Genomic DNA, 26,144 nt, shown 5'->3' with positions numbered 1-26,144 from the left:
TCTGCCGGACTCTCACCCGGCAGAGCGCGGTCTAGAAGCGGGCCCGGTTATGTGTCCCCGTCGTCTCACCGAACAGGCCCCCATGAGCACCAGACTGACGCCGTCCGAAGACTTTCCGGAAGATCTCACCGCACTCGCACTGCCCGAGGTCGAGGTTCTCAACAGCAGGATCCACCGCGAGCTCGACTACGAGTATGCGAATGACGGCGAGCCCTCCATGGAGACCGAGATCCGCCACGAGGAACTGACGGAGGAACTCGACCGCCGCGACCAGCAGCCGGAGTCCACTCCGGCACTGCCCGACGCCGTCGAATCGACGCGCCGCTTCTCCTGACGGGTCGGCGCTGCGGGCGTCGGCCCGCCCGATCCCGCCTCACGAACCGCCGCGGGCGTCGGCCACCCGGTCCGCCGCACGCGCCGTTACGGGCGTCGGCCCGCCCGGTCCCGCTGCGGGCGTCGGCCACCCGATCTTCGGCACGCGGCGAGCAGTGCTGCGCACGCGCCGCGCCGTCTCGACTCATGCAGCACCCCGGGGCCCCGTAGCGGGCTTCAGGACGCCCATCAGGAGCGCAGCGGCAACGATGGCGCAGCTCAGCATCACGATGGCGGTGGGGACGGGTGAGGACAGTCCGAACGCGCCTGTGACCGGCGCCAGCACAGCCGCACCGGCCATGTTGGACGCCCCCAGCAGGGAGGCAGCGGTGCCGGCGCGGAGACCGTGATGCTCCAGGGCCGTGGCCTGCAGGGCCGGGTTCACGAGCCCGAACGACGTCGTGAACCCCATGATGGGCACCATCAGTCCCCACACGCCGAGTTGCGGGGCAAGACCCACGCTCAGCAGCAGGACGACGGCAGAAACCACCAGTGCCACGGCGCCGACGCGAACTGCGAGTGCCGGGGAGGCTCGCCTGGCCACCAGCCCGCCGACTTGCGCACCGACGACCATGAGCGCGCCCTGCGCCCCGAACAGCAGCGCGTACCCCGTAGGCGTGAGGCCGTAGACCTCCTGCAGGAGGAATGCGCTGCCTGCCATGAAGGACATCATCGCCGCGAAGAGCAGTCCGCCGGCAAGAGCCACGGAACGGAACTGCGCGTCGCCGAGGAGGTTGCGGTAATCGTCGCGCAGGCTCACGCCCTTGCGGAGTGACCGGCGGTCCGGCGGATGGGTCTCGTTCCGCAGCAGGATCGATCCGGCGACGCAGAGCAGTACGAGGCCATAGCCGAGGAGAGCCCAGAACAGGCCTCGCCACCCCACGATCTGCAGGAGCTGCGCACCGAGCGCGGGTGAGGCGACCACGAACACGCCCGACGCGATGGAGAGGCGCGCAAGGAACACCAGCAGCTGCTTCCCGCTGTAGAGGTCGCGGACGACGGCGAGCGCTATGACCGCGCACGCCGCGGAGCCCATGCCCTGAAAAGCCCTGCTCGCAACGAGCCACCCCATCGCAGGGGCGAGGGCGCACGACGCCGTCGCGAGGCAGTACAGCACGATCATCACCGCCAGTGGGCGAGCACGACCGACGGCGTCCGAGACCGGACCGGATGCCAGTTGGCCGATCCCCATACCGATGAAGGCCGCGGTCAGGGTGAGCTGCACCCCGCTCTCGTCGGCGCCGAACTCCCGTCGGATGGCCGGGAAGGACGGCAGGTACAGGTCCATGGTCAGCGGCCAGATCACCTGCAGCATCGCGAGGGCAGCCACGAGGAGCAGGACGCGCCGGGGAGCCTGGCCAGATCCGTGACGGTGGTCTCGAAGGGCGTGCTGCGGAACGATCATGATCTCCTCGGTTGGATAGCGCTTTCCGGCCTATCCTCCCGCATCGGAGCAATCGCTGGTAGTCCCGACAAAACCTCTGCGCCTTGTACAGACTGCCGGTTCCGGGAAAGTTCCCTCGCTCCGCTCGGCAGCGTGGTCTAGATTCGAGGGCAACGCAATCCACCGATAGGAGAACGGCATGAAGAACAAACTCGTTTTCGGCGCAGGAATGGCGGCCGGTTACGTCCTCGGCACGCGGGCAGGACGTCAGGGCTACGAGCAGCTCAGGACGAAGGCGCAGCAGCTCTGGAACAGTCCGAGAGTGCAGGAGACGGTCGCCTCGACGACCGGCGCCCTCAAGAGCAAGGCGCCGGAAGTGCAGGACTCCCTCAAGGGCGTGCTGAAGAGAAGCGGCTCGGGATCGAACGACGGCGCCAAGGCGCCGCAGGATCCAGGAAAGGACGTCGGCGCGAGCGGCGATCTCCCCCTCGACGTGCCACCGGTCGTGACTGCCATGGACACGGGAGCCCCCACGGACACGGGCCCCAGCGGCGGGGATCCCAGCCACATCGCGGACACACCGTTCGAGGGGCAGGACGAGGCAACCCGCCCGGACCCCCAGAGGTAGGACCGACTCCACAGCGGATGGACGACGCAGGAGGGCCCGGGTCGTGACCGAGCCCTCCTGCGTCCATCGCGGATCCACGTCCGGCGCACCCCTACCGCGGGGCTTGAAGCATGCCCGCTCGGGCGATGGGGCCGCCTCGGACGCCGAACGGATGCGGATCAGACGCTTCCGCTGACGGTCTCCTCCGCGTCGACACACAGCTCGCAGTCCTCCTCGACGAGCATCGCATTGATGGCGACAGCGGCGCGGTAGGCGTCTCCCGCCGCAGGCACGAGCTGCGCCGCGGGATCAGCGGCATTGCCGACGGCCCACACGCGCTCGACGGTCGTGCGCCCGATATCGTCGGTCACCACACAGCCGTCGTCGCGCATCTCGCAGCCCAGGTCGGAGAGCAACGGCGTGCCGGCATCGGCACCCGGTTCGCAGAACATGGCCGCGCACGGGACGAGCGACCCGTCCTCCAGCCGAACACCACGGATGGAACGCGGTCCGCCGTCGTCGGCCTGTCCGAGGGCGAAGCCCTCCACCGTCCCTTCGACCACCCGGACCCCGCGGCTACGGAGCCGTCGCTCGTCCTCGTCGGAGAGCGGCCCGAGGAGATGGGGGAAGAAGGTCACGTCGTCGGACCATTGCCGGAGCAGAATCGCCTGATGGATGGCGGTCTCGGCCGAACCGAGTACGCCGAGTGCCTGGTCCCGCACCTCCCAGCCGTGGCAGTACGGGCACTGGAGCAGCCCCCGCCCCCACGCCTCACGCGCACCGCCCACCTCAGGGAGGTTGTCACGCAGGCCGGAAGCGAGAACCAGTTGGCGCCCCTGCACGGTCGTCCCGTCCCCGGTGCGGATGGACCAGCCGGTCGTCGTCCGGGCCGCACGTTCCGCACTGCCCTCGAGGAACTGCACCGCGTAGGGCTCCAGATCCTCCCGGGCGAGCGAGAGCAGCTGCTCCGGCGCGGTGCCGTCGCGTGTGATGAAGCCGTAGGCGGCTTTCGCCGGGGCGTTGCGCGGTGTCCCGGCATCGATGACGACGATGTTCCGCCTGGCCCGGCCGAGGACGAGTGCAGTGCTCAGTCCCGCAACTCCACCGCCGACGATGACGACGTCGAAACTCTCCTGCTTGTCCATTCCTCTATCCGACCACGCGCCGCCGACCCGGTGCGGCAGCAGATTCTGCTTGCGATCAGGCAGTGGGTCCCGTTTCCGCCCCGTCCGCGGACGGTAGACCCAGTGCCGCGACGAGCGACGAGAACCGCTGGTTCCCGGCGATGTCCTCCACGAGGACGGCGGTGCCATCGGCGTCGGCGAGCGGGATCTGCCAGTTGGGGTACTCGTCGTTCGTGCCCGGCTGGTTCTGGGTACGGCGTTCCCCGACGGCGTCGGCCAACGCGACTCCGAGCAGCACGGACGGCGTCTGCGCGATGAAGCCGTGCAACGCTTCGACTGTCTCCTGGACGGTCGCAGTCCCGCTCCGGAGAAGACCGCGTTCCCGGAGGAGCGCCAGGAACTTCTCCTGGGTGGCACGGTCCTCGGCGCGTTCCTCCTCGACGGGGCGGCTCAGCAGCCCGAGCTTCTCGCGCAGGGTCACGTGCTCGCCCGCGAGGTAGCCGGCGCTGGGCGGAAGGTCGTGGACGGTGACCGTCGTCAGGCAGCCCTTGCGATACGACTCCGGTGGCAGGGGCCCATCCTCGTCCTGTTCGAACCAGAGGATCGAGGTTCCGAAGATTCCGCGCTCCCCCAGGTACTCCTGCACGCCCGGCTCGAAGACGCCGAGGTCCTCGCCGACGACGATCGCACCGGCACGTTCCGCCTCGAGCGCGAGGATGCCGATCAGGGCCTCGTGGTCGTAGTACACGTACGCTCCCGAGCCCGGCGCCTTGCCCTGCGGGATCCACCACAGGCGGAACAGGCCGAGGATATGGTCCACCCGGATCCCACCGGCGTGACGCAGTATGTTCCGGAGCATGTCCCTGAAGGCCGCGTAGCCCGACTCTGCGAGCCGTTCCGGATGCCACGGCGGCTGGCTCCAGTCCTGGCCGTGCTGGTTGAACATGTCCGGCGGAGCCCCCACGCTGATGCCGGTCGCAAGGACGTCCTGCAGCGCCCATGCGTCGGCTCCGCTCGGATGCACGCCCACAGCGAGATCGTGCACCACGCCGATGGACATGCCGGCACCGGTGGCTTCCAGCTGGGCTTCCTGCAACTGCTCGTCCACGAGCCACTGCAGCCACTCATGGAATTCGATCCGTGCCGCGTGCCGCTCCGCGAACTCGCGGGCGCCCGCCGAGCCGGGGCGCCCGACGTCGTTCCATTCCGGCGCGCCCGGGGGGAGGGTCTCGGCGAGCGCGGACCACAGCGCGAAGTCGGCGAGGCCCTGGCCCTGATGGGATCGGTAGGAGTCGAAATCCCGCTGACGCTGTTCGGGCCGCTCGACGGCGAAGACGAGTTCGAGCGCTTCGAGCTTCGCCGCGTAGGACGAGTCCCGGTCCAGCAGGTCCGCGGTCGTGTTGGCGGCTCGGAAGCCGGCAGCGAGCTCCTGCACCCGCGCCTGCGCGGTATCACCCAGCCGCGAGTACTCAGGGATGTCCTCGACGCGCAGGTACAGGGGATGGAAGTAGCGCCGCGTCGTCGGGAGATAGGGCGACGGCTCCACGGGAGGTACGGGCTCCGCGGCGTGCAACGGGTTCACCAGCACGAAGTCGCCGCCGTGCGCCGCGGCGGCGACGGCGATCTGACCGAGGTCGGCGAGATCTCCGATGCCCCACGACCGCGATGAGCGGACGGAGTACAGCTGGGCCATCAGTCCCCAGGTGCGTCGGTCCATGAGCGACGCCGTCGTGCTCAACCGGTCAGGCGTCACCACGAGGGTGCAGGAGGACTCCTGTCCGTCGACGCTCGCGTGCAGCGTGTGCCAGCCGAGGGGCAGCGAAGGCGGCAAGGTGCCATTCCTCCGCTCGATGTCCTGCCCGTCGATGGACCGGGTCACCGTCGCCTCTCCCACCGTTCCGGTGAAGCGGGTGCCGTCCTCGTCGACGACCCACAGGTCCACCCCGGCGCCCGCGGGCGCGTGGATCGTCACAGGGTCGTCGTCGCTCTCGCGCACGACGACGACGGCGGGCAGCACGGAGCGCCAAGGCCCGGCGTCGACGGCTTCCAGGGCATGGGTGATCGCCGCATCGGAGGACGCGTCGACACCGAGCGCGGCGAGCACCGCCACGAGCGTGTCCGGCGCCACGCGCGCCGGCTCGCCGTCCCATCCCTTGAAGGTGGTGCCGACGCGGTGGGCCTCCGCAAGCTGCTCGAGGGGAGTCGGGGTCTTCCGGGGGGCTTCTTCTTGCTGCGTCGTGTCTGCCATTCCACCAATCTAGGCGTCGATCAGCAGGCTGCGCATCCGGCCCGGTACCTTCCCCCTGATTTGACGCGGCACTTCCGGCTCCCGCTACCCGGCCGGATCCGGTCCCGCTAGCAGCCCACCGAGCGCCGGACAAGCATCCGGCGCTCCACCGTCCGGGTGGCGACGGTTCCCCTCCCGGTGCAACTGTTAAGCATGGCCTACTTCCTCGAATACCTCGTCCCCGCGGAGAATGACGGCGCGGAGGTGCCCGTCGACGACGCCAATGACGGCTTCACGGTTCCCGTCGGCGAGACGGCCGAGCGCGTGATCCACCTGGACGCCCTGCCCGCCCGCAGCCGCATTCTGGCGGGCACGCTGGACGAGGCTCGTGCCGAAGCGGAGCAGCTCCTCCTCCACAGCAAGGCCGATGCGGGCGAGCTCTTCGAGGACTCGGAGGAATCCCTCGAGGCCGGAGCGGGCCGGCGCGTTGGAAGCTTCCGGGAGGGATCGGGCTGGAGCGGGGACTGACCCCTCACCAGGTGTCCTTCGTGTAGGTGCTGTTCAGGCGTGCGATCAGCGAGCCGAGGCTCGCCACGTCCTCCGGCTTCCAGCTGCGCATGAGGTCGGTGAAGGCAGTGCGCCGTCCGGTCTGTGCGGTGGTGAGCTGCTGCTTCCCGAGCGGCGTCAGCACGACCCGCTGGGACCGGGCGTCATCCGGATCGAGCTGCCGGCTGACGAGGCCCAGTCGCTCGAGCCCCGCGAGCTGCCGGCTCACGGACGGTTTGCCGACGCCGATGCTGTGGGCGATGTCCGTGGCCCTCAGCGATCCCTCGCGCTGCAGCAGGGTCAGGATCCCGTAGGCTGCCGGTTCCATCTCGGGATGGACGGTCTTCGCCAGCGAATGCGATGTCGTCCGCTCCCGGCGCCACAGCACGCTCGTCTGCTCTTCCAGCACCTCGATGGCGCGATCGAACTCCGTGCCGTCGGGCCCCTCCGCAATCTCCATGGAGGAAGCGTATAGATGCCCGTAGGAACGAGCGCCACCCTCCACGGAAAAGTCCGAAGATTTCAGCGAAGGGCGAGTCCGCCGCTCCGGACGAAGTCCAGGTGCATCTGCGTCTGGTGGAGGGCGGACAACAGCTGGAACCCGTGCAGCCCCTTCCAGCCCCCGGTCCACGTGATGAGCGAGGCGATGTCCCAGATCGTGGGCTCTCCTGAGCGTCCGCCCTCGGCCGCCACGACCTCGGCGACCTCCCGCGCTCGCTTCAGATGGTGGTCCGCGCATTCCCGGGCCCTCTCGGCGACGCCGGTGAACCGGTAACCGTGTCCCGGCAGCGCCTCGTGGTCCGGATACCGGCAGACGGCGTCGATCGATGCCAGGTAATCGGCAAGCGGGTTGGACGGTGTTTCCCCACCCAGCCCGAGACCGGGAAAGACGGTCGGCAGCACGTGGTCACCCGTCAGGAGGAGGCCGCGGGCGTCGTCACGCAGGCAGAGGTGGCCGGTTGTGTGCCCGGGGGTCGCCAAGACCTCGAGCCGGAATCCCGGGACGGAGAGGACGTCGCCGTCGGCGAGCTCCCGATCGACCGCCAGGACGAGCCCCTCGGGCGAGCGATCCACGTACTGGGCGAGTTCCGCCCTCCGCTCGGCCGGTACACCCCACGTCTCCAGCCGATCGTCCGCCGGCACATCACCGACCGCCCGAGCGTGGTGCCGTTCGAGCGCCTCACGCTCGAGGACATGCATCCCGAGCGTGGCCCCCGACGCGTCACGCAAGCGACCGGCCATTCCCACGTGGTCCGGGTGCAGGTGCGTGCCGATGATGCCCGTCACGACATCCGCCCCTGAACACCCCGGGACGAGCTGCTGCAGCGCATCGATCAGCCGCTGCCAGTTCTCGTCCGAGTCCCAGCCGGGGTCGACGACGAGGACGCCGCCGTCGGAATCCCGCAGCAGGTAGGTGAAGGAGTAGGCGAGGTGGTCGCCGGGCATCGGTTGCGCGAGGGCCCAGACGTCGTCGCGCACCTGCTCCAGCGGCGGTAGGTCACCACGCACGAGCGCCTCCTCCTGCTGCCTGCTGGTGCTGGTGCTGGTGTTGGCCATGGTTCCCCTCAGGTCGACTGGTCCCATTCAAGCAGTGCCAGGATCTGCGCCGCGACGTCCTCAGGCGAGCGCGCCGTCGTCCGGATTCGGTGGACGGCGTCCGGCGCCTCCCGGGCGAGCCGCTCGGCGGCCCGGGCACTGCGGAGCCGGTGGTCCTCCAGCTGCCGGCCGGTCTCGCGACCCGCGAGACGCGTGTTCGCCGTCGTCGTATCCGCCTCGAGCAGCACCGCCACGACCGCGGGGGCATCACCCATGGCAGCCGAGAGGACCCCTGTCTCGAGGACGGACACAGTGTTCGTGTAGATCAGGCGACGGTAGCCGAGCGCCCGATAATTGGACCAGATGGCGGCGAGATTGCGCTCCGCGAGCCGATGCTCCCAGGGCTCGGGGTAGGCGAGGTCCAGGGCATCACCCTCGACGACGGCGTGCCGTACACCCCGCTCGACGAGGAGGTCGTGGAGGGCCAGCGCCACCGTCGTCTTGCCGACGCCCGAACGCCCGCCGATGAACAGTACCGAAGTGCCGGCACTGTCCATCGGTGGGCGCGTGGGGCATTCCCCGTCAGCCGCCAAAGAGGGCGGCGACGCGCGTCAGGGTCTGGAAGACGCCGTAGGCGAGCGGCACTCCGACGAGCGCCCACACTGCGGCGATACGTGCTCCGGCCATGTCAGGCCTCCTTCGCGAATTGTCTCGGGGTGCCCTTGGCCGGTTCGTGGAAGCGCGGATCGACCGGCTTGACGAGCAGGTTGGCGATGAACCCCACGATCAGCAGTCCCACCATGGTGAGCAGCGCAGGCTGATAGGCCCCGGCCGTCAGCTCACCCGGGGTGCCCTGCGCATCGAGGAAGGCGTTCACGATCAGCGGCCCGGCGATCCCTGCGGCAGACCATGCGGTCAGCAAGCGGCCGTGGATCGCGCCGACCTGGTAGGTGCCGAAGAGGTCCCGGAGGTAGGCCGGCACCGTGGCGAATCCACCGCCGTAGAAGGAGATGATGACGAAGGCCAGAGCGACGAACAGCAGCGTGGTGGAGGACCCGGCCAGGGCCAGCACCAGGTAGAGGGCCGCCCCGACACCGAGATAGACCATGTAGATGCGCTTGCGGCCTATGAGGTCCGACGTCGTCGACCACACGAAGCGTCCGCCCATGTTGCCGATCGAGAGCAGCCCCACGAAACCGCCGGCCGCCGCGACGGACACCGCCGTCGAACCATCAGCGCCGCGGAAGAAGTCCTGGATCATGGGGGACGCCTGCTCGAGGATGCCGATACCCGCCGTGACGTTGCAGAACAGGACGATCCAGACGAGCCAGAACTGTCGTGTCTTGATCGCGTTCGCGGCCGACACGTTGTCGGTCGTCACCAGCGGCTTCGACTTCAGTTGAGACGGATCGAACCCGTCCGGCTTCCAGCCTTCGGCCGGTACCTTGATGGTGAAGGCTCCGAACATCATGTAGACGAAATAGACGACGGCGAGGGTCAGGAACAGCTTCCCGACGGCGTCGCCGCTCGCGACCCAGCCCTCCGCATCCGAGTTCGGATCGTACATGCGGAGCAGTTGGGTGGACAGCGGACTCGCGATGAGGGCGCCGCCCCCGAAGCCCATGATGGCCATGCCCGTGGCAAGGCCGGGACGGTCGGGGAACCACTTGATCAGAGTCGACACGGGCGAGATGTAGCCGATTCCGAGACCGATACCGCCGATGACGCCGTACCCCAGGTAGACGAGCCACAACTGGTTGGTGAAGATCCCGAGGGCACCCACCAGAAAGCCGGAGGTCCAGAAGAGCGCCGAGGTGAACATCGCCTTGCGCGGCCCGTGCCGGTCCACCCACGTGCCCAGCACGGCAGCGGAGAGTCCGAGCATCACGATCGCGATGGAGAAGATGATGCCGATCTGGGTCAGGGTGGCGTCGAAGTGGGCCGTCAGCGCCGTCTTGTAGACGCTCGTCGCATAGGCCTGGCCGATGCACAGGTGCACGGCCAGCGCCGCCGGTGGAATCAGCCATCGGTTGAACCCCGGTGGCGCGATGCTGTGGTCGCGGTCAAGCCAACTCATCATTACCCTCTTCGTCCGTATGAGTGGCCATCCCCGGGCCATCGTTGATGGAGGCAATTATGCGGTGCATCACACCGAGTGGGGAACACCCTACGATTTACGGGAGTTTATGAGCGACGAATGGCGCACAGCGTGAGAAACTACCCAGCAGGCTTAGCACTTTCCCCTACACTGACCCCTATGGCCACTATCGAGCAGGTACCGGACACCAAACTCAAGCGGGGGATATCGGGGCCGCTACTGTACCTCTTCATCCTCGGTGACGTCCTCGGAGCCGGCGTGTACGCCCTCGTCGGCGTCATCTCCGCCGAGGTGGGCGGCGCCATCTGGGTTCCTCTCATGGTGGCCCTCGCCCTGGCGCTGCTGACCGCCGGGTCCTACGCGGAGCTCGTGACCAAGTACCCCAAAGCGGGCGGCGCCGCCGTGTTCGCCGAACGCGCCTTCAAGAGGCCGTTCATCTCCTTCCTCGTCGGCTTCTGCATGCTGGCGGCCGGAGTGACGAGCGCGGCAGGCCTCGCCCAGGCCTTCGCCGGTGGCTACCTGACCACGTTCATCGACGTACCCGCGGTTCCCGCTGCCCTCGTATTCCTCGTCCTGCTCGCGCTGCTCAACATGCGCGGCATCAAGGAATCCGTCCGCAGCAACGTGGTCATGACCGTGATCGAGGTATCGGGGCTCGTCCTGGTGATCGTGGTCGTCGCGATCTTCGTTGGCGGCGGCAACGGCGATGTCTCGCGGGTCACCGAATTCCCGCCCGGGGTCAGCGCAGCTTCAGCCGTCCTCGCGGCGTCACTGATCGCCTACTACTCCTTCGTGGGATTCGAGGTCTCCGCCAACGTCGCGGAGGAGGTCAAGGACGTCAGCCGGGTCTACCCGCGGGCCATCTTCGGCGCCCTGCTGACAGCCGGCGTCGTCTACCTCCTGATCGGGCTCGCGTCCTCGGCCGCGATGGCCCCGGAGGATCTTGCGGGCTCGAGTTCACCGCTGCTCGACGTCGTCGCTGCGACGGGCGCGGGCATCCCGAACTGGCTCTTCAGCCTCGTGGCACTCATCGCGGTGGCGAACGGTGCCCTGCTGACCATGATCATGTCGAGCCGCCTCACCTACGGCATGGCGGAACAGGGTCTCTTCCCGTCCATCTTCGACCGGGTCCTCCCCAACCGGCGCACACCCTGGGTGGCAATCGTCGCGACGACGCTGGTGGCCATGGCGCTGACGCTGACGGGCGGGCTCGAATCGCTGTCCCAGACCGTCGTACTGCTGCTCCTGTTCGTATTCCTCAGCACCAACATCGCGGTGCTCGTGCTGCGGAAGGACGACGTGGAACACCGGCACTTCCGGATCCCCGTCATCTTCCCCTACCTCGCGATCGCGTCCTGCATCCTGCTCCTCACGCAACAGACCGGTGAGATCTGGCTGCGCGCCGGCATCCTGCTCGCGCTGGGGCTCGCCCTGTACGGTGTTCAGCGGCTGGTTCGGGGTCGGAGCAAGTCGCAGGGCACCCCCTAGCGGCCTGCACCCCGAGCGACGGATCACCAGGCATGCGGTGCAGGGCGGCGCGTGCTCGGCAGCGCGTTGTTGAGGCGCCATTCGTGGATCCACTCGGGCAACACCACATCTTCAGGAGGGGCCCCGAAGGCAGCGATGATCTCCGTGTTGCTGACCGGCCCGGACGGTGAGACGAGACGCGTCGCGATGACGGCACGTGCATAGATCTCACCGTTCGTCACAGCGCGCTGCTCGAAGTAGATGGCTCGCTCGTCGAGTCCGATGATCCGCGTCTCTATGGTGTACCGCTGGTTGAGCTGGAGGGATTTCCTGAAGCTGATCGTCTCGCCCGCGGCAACGGGCGTCCATCGGCGCCGGCGCATCTGCTGCCGGACTCCACTGCGCACCATCAGGTCGAAGCGTCCGAGATCGAACACGGAGAAGTACATCCCGTTGTTCATGTGCATCGCGATATCGATGTCCGTCACCAGCACCCGAAGGGCGACGCTGCTCGGGTCCCACACGCTGAGGGCGGGGCGCCTGCGCGCGAGGAACAGCTGGAGCAGCGTGCGGAAGATCAGGTGCATGACCGACATGTTACCCATTGGTAACGTGGCCCGGACGCAAAGTGCCGCCGCGATCGAGCCTCTTCCCGGCTGACCCGAGTGCTCGCTCCGGCGTCCTTCGTTCCGGCTGCAATACTGGCTGCATGACCGTCGCCTTCACCTGCACGACGACCACCGATCTTCCGCAGGCCGAACTGTTCGACCGGGCGCGCAGCATCGACGCGCATGTCGGCTCTATGCGTCTGACCCGTGAGCGTGCAATAGGAGGCGTCACGAGCGGCCTGATCGGACCGGGCCAGCACGTGACATGGCGCGCCTGGCACTTCGGGCTCCCGATCAGGATGACGAGCTTCATCACCGAGTTCGACGCCCCTCGTCGTTTCGTCGACGAGCAGCGCCGCGGCCCTTTCCGCACCTTCAGGCACGTCCACGAGTTCTCGACCGAGGGCGGACAAACGACCATGGTGGACAGGATCGAGTTCTCGGCACCGTTCGGGGTGGTCGGCGCGGCGGTGGAGCGAATCCTGCTCCGACCGTGCCTGCGCTACCTCATCACAGCCCGCAACCGTTTCCTCGTCGCTACGCGGCTGCCCGCGAAGGGCTAGCCCTCCGCGGCGACCAGTGCGGCCTCGAGCCTTTTGCGCTGGTCGGGCGGCAGGAGCGTGCGGTACTGCGGGAACTCCGCCAGGAAGTCACGAACCCTCGGGCAATAGGGGACGACGGCAATACGCCGCCGGTGGGCATTGAGGAGCACCTGGCGGATCAACGCCGGTTCGACATCGACTGCATCGAAGCGCGGGTCCACGACGGCCTGGATCAGGACGGCGTGCGAGCCCTTCATCTCGTACTTCACGTGGCCGACCATCGTGCCGTCACTGAACAGCTCGAAGCGGGAGAACAGGGAGTTGTCACGGAAACCACTGCGCACCCGGACGGGAGCAGTCCTCGTCTCGGCCTGGACCTCGCGCTGCTCGATCTCCTCGACCAGCATCTCGTACCGATGCAGGGCCTCCATCGGCGGGAAGTCCCTGTCGAGCAGGCGGTACACCTGGTTGCACAGGACCCGCAGCTGGCGCGTGCTGACTGTGGCCAGGTCACTCGGGAACTCGGACTCGTCGGGGCGCGGCGCGTGGACGGCCTTCGGCGTACTCCCCCAGGCAACGTGCTCCGCCTCGGGCAGTCGCACAGCTTCGGGACGATCATCGACGAGCGGGGAAGTTTCCATGGTCAGCTCCACTGGTAGGTGGTTCGATGGCCCGCTGCTAGGCCTGTCCGAAACTATAGGCGCATTCTTCCGCATTGTGAAATTAAGTACCCTTATCAATTTCGTCCGCGCCATCGCGTGCAGGACGACCGCTTGAGCAGATCTTGAGGTTCCGTGAGGGACGCCTTGAAGGAGTTGGGCGTAAGTTTGCGTGAACATCCGGCGCCGGCATCGCCGGTGATCCTGCCATGAGGAGCCCGTCGTGCAGTTCCAAACCGCCCACGCGGCGATGATGACGTCGGCACTCACAGTGCAGGACATCCACTCCCACTACCTCAACTCGGGGGGCTTCTTCGACGAGTTGGAGATCGACGCCTACCTCCATGGCCTCGCGCCCCTCCCCCGTGAGGAGCGGGACTGCATTGCGCAGGCCATCAATGAGCTGATCGATGATCTGCTTGCTGTCGGCCTGCCCCATCAGGGCCCGCGTGCCTCCTACAGTGGCTCCTCCGGTGGCTCCTCCGGTGGCCCCTTCAGTGCCGCGACCAGCTCCACAACCGAGGTACCCGACCTCGCGTGGCAACCGCTCACCAGCTAGGTCCACCCGCACGGGCGATCCCGCACGTCACCCCGGTATGCCGACGAGGTGTGTTGACGAGGCGCACGCGGAGGGGAAATGGTGGGTCGGACACCGACCTTCGAGCAGGAGCTACCCCATGGCACTCGCCCCCACCGTCCAACTGCGCAGCGGCGCCCGCCTACCCGTCCTCGGTCTCGGCACCTGGCCGCTGCACGACGAGGAAGCCGCTGAGACGGTCGACCTCGCGATCGAGACCGGGTACCGGCTCATCGACACCGCAGAGAACTACCGCAATGAGAAGGGCGTTGGCGAGGGGATCCGCCGCTCGGGGCTCCCTCGCGAGGAACTCTTCATTACGACGAAGTTCAACCGCGAGCACCACTCCACCGACGGTGTGCGTCGCGCGTTCGAGGAAAGCACGAAACTGCTCGGCGTGGACTACATCGACCTCCTGCTCGTCCATTGGCCCAACCCGGCCCAGGGCCGTTACGTCGAGGCCGTACAGGGTATTGCAGCGCTTCTCGAGGAAGGGCTCGTGCGTGCCGTCGGAACCTCGAACTTCAAGCCCACCCATCTGCAGGACGTCATCGACGCCGGGATCGTGCCCGACGTCAACCAGATCCAGCTCGACCCGCAGCGCCCGCGGATCGAGGAGCGCGCCTTCCACAACGAGCACGGCATCGTGACCGAGTCCTGGAGTCCCCTGGGCCCGGGCAGCGGCCTGCTGGACGAACCCGGTGTCGCCGCCATCGCCGAGGCGCACGGCCGCACGGCGGCGCAGGTGGTGCTGCGCTGGCACGTACAGCAGGGACTGGTGGCCATACCGAAGTCCTCGAACCGCGAGCGGCTCGCGCAGAACCTCGACATCTTCGACTTCGAGCTCTCGGGCGCCGAGCTGGCGAATATCTACCTGCTCGATACCGGCGCAGCGGACATCGTCGATTCGGACGAGTTCGGTCACTGAGGCGGAATGCGTCGGCGGGTCGTTCCTTGACAGCCGACCTCCCGACGACGAGGGTAGTAAGCACGCTTAGTTCTTCGGTCCGGGCATCCAGTGCCCGCCACCGGGAACGTCGACCGGAAGGAAGTTCAGCATGGCGAACGAGCCCGGGAACCAGACCCCCGACACACCCGACGTCAGCGAGACCGAATTGCGCGGGATGAAGGTGGACGAGCTGCGCAGCGAGGCGAAGGAGGAAGGCCTTTCAGGAACCTCCGGCATGCGGAAGGGCGAGCTCGTCGACGCCGTTGCCAAGGCGAAGCAGGAGCACGCCGCCGGCAATGAACGGGACGACGACGCTTCGGGAAGCGAGCCGGACGATGCGTCGGACGACGTCGGCGCAGGACCGGACGGCGGCAGGATCCGCACGGGTTCCGAGACGTCCAAGTCGCTCAAGTACTCCCAGGAGATCACGTCACCCGACGAGGACCCCGAACGGGAGGGCCGCAGTCTCGCGACCACCCATCACGAGGTCATCAAGCAGTGGGCGGAGTCCCGCGGCGCGCGCCCTGCTACGGTCGATGGCACGGAGCACGGCGATCACCTGGGCGTCCTCCGCTTCGACTTCAACGAGGACACGGACAAGCTGCGTCACGTGAGCTGGGACGAATGGTTCAGGACGTTCGACGAGCGCCAGCTGAACTTCATCTACCAGGAACAGCGCAAGGACGGGAACCAGTCCAACTTCTTCATCCTGGAGAGCCCCAACCGCGAGGACGCCTGAGGGCAGAGGCGCCCTCGCTGCTCACATATCCTTGGCCTAGCGCCCCTTCCATCGACTGCCGTGCCGGAACAATGGCACGGCAGTCGTATGTCGTGGCGCCCTCAACGACCGGAAGGGAACTCCCCGCGTGATCGAGATCGCCGTCATCCTCCTCGCGGGTTTCTGGGCCGGGATGATCAACGTCGTGGTCGGCTCCGGCACGCTGGTCACCTTCCCCACCCTGCTGCTCTTCGGATACCCGCCGATCGTCGCCAACATCTCGAACAACATCGGCCTGGTGGGTGGCGGACTCTCGGGATCGTGGGGCTACCGCCGCGAGATCGCCGCGAACAAGCGCCTCCTGCTGCGGCTCCTGCCCCTGTCCGTCCTCGGCGGGCTCGGCGGGGCGCTCCTGCTGCTCGTGCTTCCGGCCGAAGCGTTCCAGGCGATCGTCCCGGTCCTGATCATCATCGGTCTGGTCATGGTGGCGCTTGCACCGCGCGTGCAGCGCGCCGCTGCCGCGAAGGCCGGTGAGGCGCCGCCCGATGTCGGTCCGTCGCGCCGCCGCACGCTGCTCCTCCTCGCCGGCATCGCGGTGCTGGGCGTCTACGGAGGCTACTTCGGTGCGGCGCAGGGGATCCTGATCGTGGGACTGATGAGCATGGTCACGATCGAGAGCCTCCAGCGCATCAACGCCATCAAGAACGTCCTGACCACCGCCGTCAACGCCGTCGCCGCCGTGACCTTCATGGTTTTCGCGTGGGAGTCGATCGACTGGGCCGTGGTGCTCATCATCGCGGTGGGCGCCACCCTCGGAGGTTTCCTCGGGGCACGCGTGGGCCGCAAGCTCTCCCCGCTCGCGCTGCGCGCAACGATCCTCGTGATCGGTAGCGCGGCACTGATCCGCATCGTCTTCTTCAGCTGACCCCACCAAAACACGAAACCACGAGATCCAGGACCCCATGCAACGCTTCACCTGCGCCGTCTGCGCCTCTGCCCTGTTCTTCGAGAACTCCCGCTGCCTCGCCTGCGGCACGCAGCTGGGCTACCACCGCGGAGAGCGGATCATCGCTCCGCTCGACGACGCCGGCGTGTACCGCGACCTGCAGGGCCAGCAACTCCGGCGCTGCACCAACCTCGCGCTGTCCGGTTGCACCTGGCTGGTCCGGGAGGACGGGGACGAGTGCTTCAGCTGCACCCTGACGCGGACCCGCCCCGAGGACCACGACACGACCGGCCTGGCGCAGTTCCTCGATGCCGAGCGGTCGAAGCGGCACCTGATCTACGAACTCGACGTCCTGGGACTCCCCATCGAGGACCGGATCCAAAACCCGGAACGCGGCCTCGCGTTCGACCTGCTCTCGAGCGTCGAGGAAAAGGTGGTGATCGGCCACCAGAACGGTCTCATCACGATCGATCTCGCCGAGACGGTGGACTCACACCGGGAGAAGATGCGCGCCAAGCTCGACGAGCCCTATCGCACCATGCTCGGGCACTTCCGGCACGAGACCGGCCACTACTTCGAGGGCACCCTCGTCTTCTCGGATCCCGAGGTGACGGACAGGGCCCGCAGCATCTTCGGTGACGACCGGGCCAGCTACAAGGACGCCATCAAGCGGCACTACGACGAGGGAGCGCCCGAGGGCTGGGAGAAGAACCACATCTCCATGTACGCGACCATGCACCCCTACGAGGACTTCGCCGAGACCTTCGCGCATTACCTCCACATCTGCGACACCGTTGATACGGCCCTGCAGTACGGACTCGCCTCCGGCCCCGGCCCGAACAGCACCGAGGACTTCGCCGTCGTCGTCCGTGAGACCTGGATCCCGCTCTCCGTCGCACTGAACCAGGTCAATCGCAGCATGGGCGCGAACGACCTGTATCCCTTCGTCCTGCCGCCTGCGGTGATCGCCAAACTCGATTTCGTGCACAAGCTGCGCGTGCGCGTCGGCGAACCGGCCGACGGAACGACGACGGCGTAGCGGGCCATCGCAGGGTCTTCATCCCCTCCGGGCGCCGTCGACAGCAGGATGACAAAGCCCATGGCGGGCGAGGGAATGTGCCGGCTGGGAGAATCCGCTGTGGGGCAATGACGGTGTCTGTGGCATGCACACCGTAGTACTCGGATTGGCGGCGCATGATCTCCCGCAGCGATACGTCCCGGCCCACACCGTAGACGGTGCCACCGAAGTCGAGTTCACGCTGGATCGCCCAGATCTCGTCGTGTCGTTCGGGTGGAAGGATGGAGGCGGGATCGCCTACGGCGACCCAGCCGATCGGTACGATCGAACCGGGAAGCACGGCCGTGTTGACCTGCACGACGCCGTTGATCCGAATCTCCGAGCCCCCACCTACCCGGCTGCCGGGAAACAATGCCGCCCCGGTCGCGATGAAACACTCGGATTCCACCACGCTGCCGTTCACGTGAGCGTGCGGACCGATCATCACCGCCGCTCCTATGCGGGCCGGAGAACCTGCGCGGCCACGGATGAGCGCCTGCTCCATGACCACCGTGTCCTCACCGATGACGACTTCGCCGTCCTCCGCGGAGAGCAAAGCCCCATGAAGAACACGCGCACCCGCAGCGATACGGACATCACCCACGATCACCGCGGACGGTGCAACATACGCAGAGGGATCGATCGACGGTTCAGCGTCACGATGGCGGACCAACATCAGAGCTCCGATCTTCGTCTCGATAGTAGGCGGCAGCATAGTTGCTGTTCTCGCCCGTCGACACCCTGGCGAAGGCAGACAACCCGCTACGGCCAGAGGATCTCCCGGCGCCAGCCCTCCCCGAAGCGGGTGTAGAGGAGGCGGGTGTGCCGGCGCTCATGGTCGGCCTGCCAGAACTCCACCGCGTCCGGTGCAATCGTGAAGACCGTCCATGTCGTCGAGGTCAGTCCATCCGTCGCCTCGATGCGGCGTACCTGCTCCGCTACCGCGGTGTCGATGTCGTCCCGGCCCCGCACCACCGAGCTCTGCGTACCCGCCAGCACGAGCGCCCGGGCCACCGGGTGCCGGCGCTGGAAATCGGCGTCGTTCTCCTGCGTGCTGCCGGTGGACACGGCCCCGCGGACCCGGACCTGCCGCCCTGCTGCCGGCCAGAAGAACGTGAGGGCCGCGGCTGGGCGGGCCGTCAGTTGCCTACCCTTGGGGCTGTCGCTGCTTGACGCCACCTGCCATCCCGTCTCGACGACGTCCTTGAGGATCACGACGCGGGCGTCCGGTGCTCCGTCGTCGCCGACCGTTGACAGGTTGACCGCGTGGGGTGCTGCGATGCCGGCCTCCACCGCACGCTCCAGCCACTCGATGAACAGTGCGATCGGCGAGGCAGGGGCCGCCCCCGGATCGAAGGGCGGCATCTCGTCCGGGAAGACGGGGACGCCGCGTACGATGTCGCGGATCTGTCGTGGCTCGCTCATGCGGTCAGCCTAGTTGCATCCCCCCGATGGTCGGCGACTCTTCCTGCGAATACCTCATGGCATGCTCGATGGCACGCCGGGTTATCTCGGCCGGACCCGGGAGAGCATGAGCAGACCAACGGAGACCAGCACATGGACGGGTGACGCAAACGGAAGCACGGCCCGGCATCCGAGGTGCCGCCGACGTCGGCTCCGGCATAGAGTCGATGGATGCCAGCTCACCAGGACCAGTACGTCGGGCCGCGGGACCTCACCCGCTGGACGACGCCGGTCGGCCGCTTCCTCGTCCGGCGCATCCGCCCCCTCGTGCGATGGGTGGGTCCGCATACAGCGCTGCTCCTCATCATCGGAATCGGCGGCGGGATCGCTGCGGCCCTGACAGCCGCATCGGCTGAAGTGTACGAGTCCGTCGTGGAGGCGGACGGCGTCGCGGCCCTCGACCAGCCCGCCCTCAACCTCGCCGTGTCACTCCGGCAGGACTGGCTCAACGCCTTCATCACCGGCTACACGAACATCGGCGGACCGATCGGCATGCCGATCCTGGCCATCCTCATCATGGTGTTCCTCGCCGTCAGCCGACGATCCTGGTCGCCCGTGATCCTGCTGCCGGCCGCGGCGTTCGGTTCCCTGCTGATGACCGTGGCGGGCAAGGACGCCATCGGACGCCTGCGGCCCCCTGTCGAACTCGCCGTTCCGCCCTACGAATCCTCGCCGTCCTTCCCCAGCGGGCATTCCCTCAACGCCCTCGTCATCGCCGGCATCGTCGCCTACCTGCTCGTGCTGCGGCAGCGTCGCAAGCGCACCCGTGCCCTGACCATCACGCTCGCCGTCCTCTTCGCCGTGACGATGGGCCTCAGCCGGGTCTTCCTGGGGCACCACTGGCTGACCGACGTCCTCGTGGCATGGACACTCGGCATCGCATGGCTCGCCGTCGTGATCACCGCGCACCGGCTCTTCCTGACCTTCCGACTGCATCGCACGGCCGTGCGCGATCATCCGGTCTGAGGACGAACCGTCCGTCGCTCGACTGCGTTTGACAGTTAAGCAGAACTGACCATTCACCTTCGGAAGCGTCAACTTCCCCTCACCGACTGTGCCGCTCATACTTGGCACGTGCCACAAGCACTTCCCTTCGAGAACGGACAATGATGTCAGACAACCCAGGCGTGCAGAGCCCACAATCCCTCCTACGGCGCAAGCCCATCGACAACGTCGAGGACGAGACGGGCCGCACCGGCCTCTTCAAGAGCCTGGGGCTCTGGCAACTGACGGCGATCGGGGTCGGCGGCATCATCGGCGTCGGCATCTTCACCCTGGCCGGACTCGTCGCGAACGGCGGCGAAGACGGATCCCCCGTCGGACCGGCCGTCCTGATATCGTTCCTCGTCGCAGGGCTCGCCAGTGCGGCTGCTGCCCTCTCGTACGCGGAATTCGCCGGGATGATCCCGCGCGCCGGCTCCGCCTATACGTACGGCTACGTAGCCCTCGGCGAGATCATCGGCTGGTTCATCGGGTGGGACCTGCTGCTCGAGTACATCGCGATCGTGGCCGTCGTCGCCATCGGCATCTCGGGCTATTTCACCGAGTTCATGTCCGGCATCGGCGTCACTGTGCCCACGTGGATGCAGGGCACCCCGGACACCATCGAGGGTGGTGTGGTCAACGTACCCGCGATCGTGGTGTGCCTCCTCATCACGTTCATCCTGAGCCGCGGCACCAAGACCTTCGGCAAGTTCGAGCTCATCGCCGTCGGGCTCAAGATCCTGCTCATCCTCGGAATCGTGGGCCTCGGATTCTTCTACGTCAACGCGGAGAACTACTCGCCGTTCCTGCCCTCGGGCCTCGGAGCCGTGTTCACCGGCGCTGCCACGGTGTTCTTCGCGGTCTTCGGGTACGACGCCATGAGCACGGCGGCGGAGGAAGCCACCGACGGCAAGAAGCACATGCCGAAGGCGATCCTCCTGTCCCTCCTGATCGCCATGGTGCTGTACGTCCTCGCGACGCTCGTGCTCACCGGCATGCAGAACTACGAGGACATCAGCCCGACGGCGGGCTTCGCCTCCGCCTTCCAGTCCGTCGGTCTGCCCGTCGTCGCCACGATCATCTCGGCGTTCGCCGTGATCTCGATCCTCACGGTCATGCTGACCTTCCTCCTCGGCGTGACCCGCGTCTGGTTCTCCATGAGCAGGGACGGGTTGCTGCCGGCATGGTTCTCGACGACGGACCGGAACGGAACGCCGCAGCGCGTCACCTGGATCGCCGGTGTCGCATCGGCACTGCTCGCGGGCGTCTTCCCCATCCGCGCCGTCGCCGACCTCACCAATATCGGGATCCTCGCCGCGTTCATCGTCGTCTGCATCGCGGTGATCGTGCTACGCCGCACGCGGCCTGAGGTCCCCCGTACCTTCACGCTGCCCCTGATGCCGATCGTCCCTGCTTTCGGTGTCCTCGCCTCGCTCTTCCTGATCCTCCAGCTCCACTGGGAGACCTGGCTGAGGTTCGGCGTGTGGCTCCTGATAGGCCTCGCCGTCTACTGGTTCTACGGCCGGAAGCACTCCCTCATGAACCCGGACAGCCCCCGCCACGCACTCCTGAAGCGCGACGCCTGACCCCGCCGCGCCCGGACCCGCCGCCTCGTAACGAAGATGCGGCGGGTGCGTGCGCCCTCCTATCCTTCACAAGGGCCTGCCGCACCCGGCGTCCACACCACCCCCTGAGCAGTGAAGGACCAGCACCCCCATGGACCTCTTCCGGACCAAGTCCATCGAGCAGTCGATCAAGGACTCCGACGAAAAGGGACACGGCCTCAAACGGTCCCTCAACACCTGGGACCTCATGATCATGGGCGTCGCCGTAGCCGTCGGCGCCGGCATCTTCTCGGTAGGCGCGCAGGCTGCGGCCTTCAATGCCGGCCCAGCCGTCACCATCTCCTTCGTCCTGGCCGCGATCACGTGCGCCCTGGCCATCATGTGCTACGCCGAGTTCGCCACGGCGCTCCCCGTCGCAGGCAGTGCCTACGTCTTCACCTACGCCACCATGGGTGAGCTGCTGGCATGGATCATCGGCTGGAACCTGATCCTCGAACTGCTCATGGCCGCCGCCGTCATCGCCAAGTTCTGGGGCGTGTACCTGAGCGACCTCTTCAGCGTCCTGAACGCCGACATCCCGGCCGAGATCAGCCTGCTCGGCCTGAACCTCACCTGGGGCCCCTTGCTGATCGTGGCCATTTTCACGGCCGTCCTCATCTACGGCACGAAGCTCTCCGCGAGGGTCAACAGCGTCTTCACCGTGATCAAGATCGGCATCGTGCTGTTCGTGATCGTCGTCGGCTTCTTCTACGTCAGCCCGGAGAACTACACCCCGTTCGTCCCCGCCTCCGAACCTGCTGCCGAGAGTGGCGCCGGCTGGGCCGAGCAGCCGTTCCTGTCCTTCCTCAGCGGCGCCTCACCGGCCGCCTTCGGCTTCACCGGCATCATCTCCGGCGCAGCCCTGGTCTTTTTCGCGTTCATCGGGTTCGACGTCGTCGCCACGTCTGCGGAGGAAGTGAAGAACCCGAGCCGCACCCTGCCTCGCGGTATCTTCGCCGGCCTCGCCGTCGTGAGCGTCCTCTACATCCTGGTGACGCTGGTGGTGACGGGGATGGTGTCCTACAAGGAGCTCGGAGCCTCGGGGGCGCCGTCGCTCGCGACGGCCTTCCAGCTCGTCGGAGCGGACTGGGCCGCCGGGATCATCTCCCTGGGCAGCCTGATCGGCCTGACCACGGTGATCATGGTGCTGCTCATGGGCCTCGCCCGCGTCATCTTCGCGCTCAGCCGTGACGGCCTCCTGCCCCGGGGACTGAGCCGTACGTCGGACAAGCACTCGACGCCGGCCCGCACCCAGATCCTGTGCGGCGTCGTCGTCGCCGTCCTCGCCGGCTTCACGAAGGTGGAGGTGCTCGCGGAGATGATCAATATCGGCACGCTGTCCGCCTTCATCACCGTGAGCCTCGGGATCATCGTGCTCCGCCGGAAGCGTCCGGACCTGAAGCCTGCTTTCCGGGTGCCGTTCGGCAAGGTCATCCCGATCGCCTCGGCAGTCCTCTGCCTGTACCTGATGTTCAACCTGGCCACCATCACCTGGCTGTTCTTCGCGATCTGGCTCGTGGTCGGTTTCGCGATCTACTTCGCCTACGGCAACCGGCATTCCCGCCTCCGCACCGAACAGCGCGTGAACGCGTAGGCCTACTCCCCCTGCGGTGTGCACCAGTACGCCGTCCGCGAGATGATGGTGCCCCCGAAGCAGAAGCTCCGGGTGCACCATCACACCAGCCGAGCGAAGGAACGCCACCATGTCCCAGGACCCCTATCCCAGCGAGCGGCCCTTCTCCGGCAGCCGTCAGAACCCGTACGACGGCGACGCCTTCGGCCAGCAGGGCAGTGGCGGCCCGTACCAGCCCACCCAGCCCTACCAGCAGCCGTACCAGCAGCCGTACCAGCAGGGGATGTACCAGTCCTCCTCCCGAACGATCGAGGGCGAGAAGGCAGCCCAGCTCTCCCTGATCCTCGGGCTCGTGGGGTTCTTCGTGGCGGGCATCATCCTGGGGCCGATGGCTATCTGGCAGGCGCGGAAAGCCGAGCGCCTCGGTGTACCCGCGACAGCAGGCAAGGTCCTGGGGTGGATCACCACGATCCTCTACGCGCTGGCGATTCTCGCCGGCATCCTGTTCTTCATCCTCATCATGGTCGGCTTGGGCGCATCTGCCGGCTACAACGGCTGAGCCGTCCCGGAACGAGCCGGAACCCGGTCAGAGCTTCGGAAACAGACTGGTCGACTGCTCGCCCGACTCGAAGACCCCGGACTGCGGGCCCGTTCCCACGATCAACGCGTCGGGCGTGCCGACGACGTCGTGGTCCTTCTCGTCGTAGTCGAGCACCGAGAGCACGTAGCGCAGTGCCTCGATCCGAGCCCGCTTCTTGTCGTTGCTCTTGATCACCGTCCAGGGCGCATCCGCCGTGTTCGTGTAGAAGAACATGGCTTCTTTCGCTTCGGTGTAGGCGTCCCATTTGTCGAGGGACTGCAGGTCCATGGGGCTGAGTTTCCAGCGGCGCACCGGGTCGGTGTGGCGTTGGGCGAAGCGGCGCCGCTGTTCCTCGCGGGACACGGAGAACCAGAACTTGATGAGGTGGGTGTCGCTGCGCACGAGCATGCGCTCGAGCTCCGGCGCCTGCCGCATGAACTCGAGGTACTCGGCGGGCGTGCAGAAGCCCATGACACGCTCCACACCCGCCCGGTTGTACCAGGACCGGTCGAAGAGGACGATCTCCCCGCCCGACGGAAGCACCGATACGTAGCGCTGGAAGTACCACTGGGTCTGTTCCTTCTCGCTCGGCTTGTCGAGCGCGACGATCCTCGCACCGCGGGGGTTCAGGTTCTCCGTGAACCGCTTGATCGTGCCGCCCTTGCCTGCGGCATCGCGCCCTTCGAACAGGACGGCGACCTTGGCACGGTTCGCCTTCACCCATCCCTGCATCTTCAGCAGCTCGATCTGCAGGGCCCTCTTCGCCTTCTGGTACTCACGTTCCGTCATCCGCTTGTCGTACGGGTAGTCCTCCCGCCAGGTCGGCTGGTCCGGGTGTGGCAGGAGGACATGGTCCCCGCCGTCGGCATGCGGCGTCGGCACGGGGACAGCCGCGGGTTCTGTCTCGTCCTCGACGTCGGCCGCCGCCTCCCCCGCCAGATCAGCGGGCGAATCGGTAGGCTCATCGGTCAGTTCGTCGGTCGGCTCGTCGGTCGGCTCGTCGGTGAGTCCGTCGCTCCCCCCGGGCGCTGCCGCAGTCACTGATGCTTCCGCCATGTCCGTCTCCTCCTGGTGCGACCGATCGGGCCCCTCCTCGTGCTCGACCTGGGCGTCCCGGTGTGGCTCAAGGCGGCGTTTCCGCGGTTCCATCGTCCCAGACGGACCACCTGGGCCAGGTGGGCTGGACGGTGGTGGACGGGCTGGCGGCGTTTTGCTAGAGCTTCGGCGGAGCGCCACCCGTAGCGCACGGGGACCCGGATCTACCACACCTTCGTGGACGGCCGGCACCCCCGGTCGGCCGGAGAACTCCGCCTGCGGGTGCGAGTTATAGTCGACACCGTGCACTGATCGCCATCGTCGCAGGAGACCCGTTGACCCACTCGGAGCAGACACGCACGCCACGCCCGGCAGGAGACGACGTGAAGAGCGTCCTGGTGGCCGGAGCGGGCGGGGTCATCGGCCGCCACGTGGCCGATGAATACGTTCGCCGTGGCGTGCCCGTGCGCGGGCTGAGCCGCCGCCCGGTCGCCGGTGCGCGCTGGCAACACCTGTCCGTCGACCTGCTGGACGCAGACGCAGCGCGCACCGGGATCGAGGCGGCAGCTGACACCACCCATCTGGTCTTCGGCGCCTACATCGAGCGTCCTACCACCAGGGAACAGATCGAGGTGAATTCGGCCCTGCTGCGGAACGCCCTGCAGGGCCTGGAGGCAGCAGGTGCACCCCTGCGCCACGTGACCCTGTACCAGGGCGGAAAGGCCTATGGAGCCCACCTCGGCTATTTCAACACTCCCGCCAAGGAACGTGACCCACGGCTGATCCAGCCGAATTTCTATTACGAGCAGGAGGACATCCTGCGTGCCGCGGCGGCCGAGCACGGTTTCGAGGCCACGATGCTGCGACCGGAGGGAGTCGTGGGATACGCGGTCGGCAACCCGATGAACATCCTCATGGTCGTCGCCGTCTACGCGAGCATCTCCCGCGAACTGGGACAGCCGCTGCGCTTCCCGGGCACGCACGCCGCCTACGATGCGCTCTACCAGGTGACCGACGCCTCGCTGCTGGCCAGGGCGACCGTGTGGGCAGGCTCGGAACCGCGAGCTGCGGGCGAGGTCTACAACATCACCAACGGGGACCAGATCCGTTGGCGCCATCTCTGGCCGGCCTTCGCCCGCCACTTCGACATGGACTACGCCGAGCCGCAGCCCGTCCTGCTCGCGGAAGCGATGCCCCAGTACGAGGACCTCTGGAACGAGATGGTCGTGGAGCACGACCTCGTGTCCACGCCCTTCCGGGACCTTGCAGGGTGGTCGTTCGGCGACTTCATCTTCCGGTCGGGCTTCGACAACGTCACCTCGACCATCAAGGCCCGCCAGCACGGGTTCGCGGACTGCCTCGATACGGAGGACAGGTTCATCGAGCTCCTGCAGGGGCTGGCTACCGACAAGGTCATTCCGCCCGTCGCCTGAGCACGAACCTGCGCCGGTACCGGGGAATGGGGAACGCCGTCCCGGGGTTCTAGC

26 protein-coding genes are annotated in these 26,144 nt (G+C 67.3%); 15 read left to right on the top strand and 11 right to left on the bottom strand.

Features of this window, described 5'->3' with window-relative positions; genetic code table 11:
• Positions 1 to 82: 82 nt before the first annotated feature.
• The gene (locus FDK12_RS06105; protein WP_137368708.1) at positions 83 to 334 is read left to right on the top strand and encodes a hypothetical protein; all 252 of its coding nucleotides are present in this window, start codon (positions 83 to 85) and stop codon (positions 332 to 334) included.
• A gap of 183 nt (positions 335 to 517) precedes the next feature.
• Here FDK12_RS06105 and FDK12_RS06100 read toward each other — a convergent pair whose 3' ends face one another.
• Positions 518 to 1,777, bottom strand: a complete 1,260-nt coding sequence (locus FDK12_RS06100) for a multidrug effflux MFS transporter (RefSeq protein WP_137368707.1) — start codon at positions 1,775 to 1,777, stop codon at positions 518 to 520.
• Between the two features lie 178 nt (positions 1,778 to 1,955).
• On the opposite strand from FDK12_RS06100, the gene FDK12_RS06095 reads away from it, so the two are divergent.
• A complete protein-coding gene (locus FDK12_RS06095) occupies positions 1,956 to 2,384 on the top strand; it encodes a YtxH domain-containing protein (RefSeq protein ID WP_137368706.1) in 429 nt (142 codons plus the stop codon).
• Between the two features lie 158 nt (positions 2,385 to 2,542).
• Here the strand turns inward: FDK12_RS06095 and FDK12_RS06090 are convergent, their stop codons facing one another.
• Both FDK12_RS06090 and malQ read right to left on the bottom strand, forming a co-directional pair.
• Positions 2,543 to 3,508 (bottom strand): NAD(P)/FAD-dependent oxidoreductase, encoded by a 966-nt coding sequence (locus tag FDK12_RS06090; protein WP_189636276.1) that lies wholly within the window; start codon positions 3,506 to 3,508, stop codon positions 2,543 to 2,545.
• 55 nt (positions 3,509 to 3,563) lie between these two features.
• Positions 3,564 to 5,735: a 4-alpha-glucanotransferase gene (gene malQ, locus FDK12_RS06085; protein WP_137368704.1), complete on the bottom strand. Its 2,172-nt coding sequence runs from the start codon at positions 5,733 to 5,735 to the stop codon at positions 3,564 to 3,566.
• 192 nt (positions 5,736 to 5,927) lie between these two features.
• Between malQ and FDK12_RS06080 the strand changes: the two genes are divergently transcribed.
• Complete coding sequence (locus FDK12_RS06080) at positions 5,928 to 6,242, top strand: hypothetical protein (protein ID WP_137368823.1); 315 nt, start codon at positions 5,928 to 5,930, stop codon at positions 6,240 to 6,242.
• Between the two features lie 4 nt (positions 6,243 to 6,246).
• Here FDK12_RS06080 and FDK12_RS06075 read toward each other — a convergent pair whose 3' ends face one another.
• The 4 genes from FDK12_RS06075 to FDK12_RS06060 form a co-directional block, all read right to left on the bottom strand.
• Positions 6,247 to 6,720: a MarR family winged helix-turn-helix transcriptional regulator gene (locus tag FDK12_RS06075; protein WP_137368703.1), complete on the bottom strand. Its 474-nt coding sequence runs from the start codon at positions 6,718 to 6,720 to the stop codon at positions 6,247 to 6,249.
• 62 nt (positions 6,721 to 6,782) lie between these two features.
• Positions 6,783 to 7,817 carry an MBL fold metallo-hydrolase gene (locus tag FDK12_RS06070; protein WP_137368702.1) on the bottom strand — a complete coding sequence of 345 codons (1,035 nt, stop codon included), beginning with the start codon at positions 7,815 to 7,817 and terminating at the stop codon, positions 6,783 to 6,785.
• A gap of 8 nt (positions 7,818 to 7,825) precedes the next feature.
• The gene (locus FDK12_RS06065) at positions 7,826 to 8,353 is read right to left on the bottom strand and encodes an adenylyl-sulfate kinase (protein WP_137368701.1); all 528 of its coding nucleotides are present in this window, start codon (positions 8,351 to 8,353) and stop codon (positions 7,826 to 7,828) included.
• A 131-nt stretch (positions 8,354 to 8,484) separates the two neighbouring features.
• Entirely contained in the window at positions 8,485 to 9,873 is a 1,389-nt protein-coding gene (locus FDK12_RS06060; RefSeq protein WP_137368822.1) for an OFA family MFS transporter, read from the bottom strand.
• A 180-nt stretch (positions 9,874 to 10,053) separates the two neighbouring features.
• On the opposite strand from FDK12_RS06060, the gene FDK12_RS06055 reads away from it, so the two are divergent.
• Complete coding sequence (locus FDK12_RS06055; RefSeq protein ID WP_137368700.1) at positions 10,054 to 11,382, top strand: APC family permease; 1,329 nt, start codon at positions 10,054 to 10,056, stop codon at positions 11,380 to 11,382.
• 23 nt (positions 11,383 to 11,405) lie between these two features.
• On the opposite strand, the gene FDK12_RS06050 is transcribed toward FDK12_RS06055, so the two are convergent.
• The gene (locus tag FDK12_RS06050; protein WP_137368699.1) at positions 11,406 to 11,948 is read right to left on the bottom strand and encodes an acyl-CoA thioesterase; all 543 of its coding nucleotides are present in this window, start codon (positions 11,946 to 11,948) and stop codon (positions 11,406 to 11,408) included.
• 122 nt (positions 11,949 to 12,070) lie between these two features.
• On the opposite strand from FDK12_RS06050, the gene FDK12_RS06045 reads away from it, so the two are divergent.
• On the top strand, positions 12,071 to 12,532 hold the full coding sequence (locus FDK12_RS06045; protein ID WP_137368698.1) for an SRPBCC family protein: 462 nt from the start codon (positions 12,071 to 12,073) through the stop codon (positions 12,530 to 12,532).
• On the opposite strand, the gene FDK12_RS06040 is transcribed toward FDK12_RS06045, so the two are convergent.
• Positions 12,529 to 13,152 (bottom strand): GNAT family N-acetyltransferase, encoded by a 624-nt coding sequence (locus tag FDK12_RS06040; RefSeq protein WP_189636275.1) that lies wholly within the window; start codon positions 13,150 to 13,152, stop codon positions 12,529 to 12,531. The two genes, FDK12_RS06045 and FDK12_RS06040, sit on opposite strands and share 4 nt — an antisense overlap.
• A 241-nt stretch (positions 13,153 to 13,393) precedes the next feature.
• Here FDK12_RS06040 and FDK12_RS06035 point away from each other — a divergent pair, with 241 nt between their 5' ends.
• The 5 genes from FDK12_RS06035 to FDK12_RS06015 all read left to right on the top strand — a co-directional run bounded on the left by FDK12_RS06035 (position 13,394) and on the right by FDK12_RS06015 (position 17,399).
• On the top strand, positions 13,394 to 13,729 hold the full coding sequence (locus tag FDK12_RS06035; RefSeq protein WP_189636274.1) for a hypothetical protein: 336 nt from the start codon (positions 13,394 to 13,396) through the stop codon (positions 13,727 to 13,729).
• 118 nt (positions 13,730 to 13,847) lie between these two features.
• Positions 13,848 to 14,675: an aldo/keto reductase gene (locus tag FDK12_RS06030; protein WP_137368695.1), complete on the top strand. Its 828-nt coding sequence runs from the start codon at positions 13,848 to 13,850 to the stop codon at positions 14,673 to 14,675.
• Between the two features lie 130 nt (positions 14,676 to 14,805).
• Positions 14,806 to 15,435, top strand: coding sequence for a Rho termination factor N-terminal domain-containing protein (locus FDK12_RS06025; RefSeq protein WP_137368694.1), 630 nt, complete (start codon positions 14,806 to 14,808; stop codon positions 15,433 to 15,435).
• 127 nt (positions 15,436 to 15,562) lie between these two features.
• Positions 15,563 to 16,339, top strand: a complete 777-nt coding sequence (locus FDK12_RS06020) for a sulfite exporter TauE/SafE family protein (protein ID WP_223263119.1) — start codon at positions 15,563 to 15,565, stop codon at positions 16,337 to 16,339.
• A gap of 37 nt (positions 16,340 to 16,376) precedes the next feature.
• The gene (locus FDK12_RS06015) at positions 16,377 to 17,399 is read left to right on the top strand and encodes a putative zinc-binding metallopeptidase (RefSeq protein ID WP_137368693.1); all 1,023 of its coding nucleotides are present in this window, start codon (positions 16,377 to 16,379) and stop codon (positions 17,397 to 17,399) included.
• Between the two features lie 780 nt (positions 17,400 to 18,179).
• On the opposite strand, the gene FDK12_RS06005 is transcribed toward FDK12_RS06015, so the two are convergent.
• Positions 18,180 to 18,842, bottom strand: a complete 663-nt coding sequence (locus FDK12_RS06005; protein WP_137368692.1) for a pyridoxal 5'-phosphate synthase — start codon at positions 18,840 to 18,842, stop codon at positions 18,180 to 18,182.
• A 210-nt stretch (positions 18,843 to 19,052) separates the two neighbouring features.
• Between FDK12_RS06005 and FDK12_RS06000 the strand changes: the two genes are divergently transcribed.
• The 4 genes from FDK12_RS06000 to FDK12_RS05985 all read left to right on the top strand — a co-directional run bounded on the left by FDK12_RS06000 (position 19,053) and on the right by FDK12_RS05985 (position 23,601).
• Entirely contained in the window at positions 19,053 to 19,847 is a 795-nt protein-coding gene (locus tag FDK12_RS06000; protein ID WP_137368691.1) for a phosphatase PAP2 family protein, read from the top strand.
• A gap of 143 nt (positions 19,848 to 19,990) precedes the next feature.
• Positions 19,991 to 21,451 (top strand): amino acid permease, encoded by a 1,461-nt coding sequence (locus tag FDK12_RS05995; RefSeq protein WP_137368690.1) that lies wholly within the window; start codon positions 19,991 to 19,993, stop codon positions 21,449 to 21,451.
• A 130-nt stretch (positions 21,452 to 21,581) separates the two neighbouring features.
• A complete protein-coding gene (locus FDK12_RS05990) occupies positions 21,582 to 23,063 on the top strand; it encodes an APC family permease (RefSeq protein WP_137368689.1) in 1,482 nt (493 codons plus the stop codon).
• 109 nt (positions 23,064 to 23,172) lie between these two features.
• Positions 23,173 to 23,601 carry a DUF4190 domain-containing protein gene (locus FDK12_RS05985; RefSeq protein WP_137368688.1) on the top strand — a complete coding sequence of 143 codons (429 nt, stop codon included), beginning with the start codon at positions 23,173 to 23,175 and terminating at the stop codon, positions 23,599 to 23,601.
• Positions 23,602 to 23,628: 27 nt separating this feature from the next.
• Here FDK12_RS05985 and ppk2 read toward each other — a convergent pair whose 3' ends face one another.
• The gene (gene ppk2 / locus FDK12_RS05980) at positions 23,629 to 24,678 is read right to left on the bottom strand and encodes a polyphosphate kinase 2 (protein WP_137368687.1); all 1,050 of its coding nucleotides are present in this window, start codon (positions 24,676 to 24,678) and stop codon (positions 23,629 to 23,631) included.
• Between the two features lie 362 nt (positions 24,679 to 25,040).
• On the opposite strand from ppk2, the gene FDK12_RS05975 reads away from it, so the two are divergent.
• Positions 25,041 to 26,090, top strand: a complete 1,050-nt coding sequence (locus FDK12_RS05975) for an SDR family oxidoreductase (RefSeq protein WP_189636273.1) — start codon at positions 25,041 to 25,043, stop codon at positions 26,088 to 26,090.
• The last annotated feature ends 54 nt before the right edge of the window (positions 26,091 to 26,144 follow it).

The sequence above is a fragment of the Arthrobacter sp. NamB2 genome, from assembly GCF_005281365.1.
Classification (GTDB): Bacteria; Actinomycetota; Actinomycetes; order Actinomycetales; family Micrococcaceae; genus Arthrobacter_D.
This window is presented reverse-complemented; position numbering and strand designations above follow the sequence as displayed.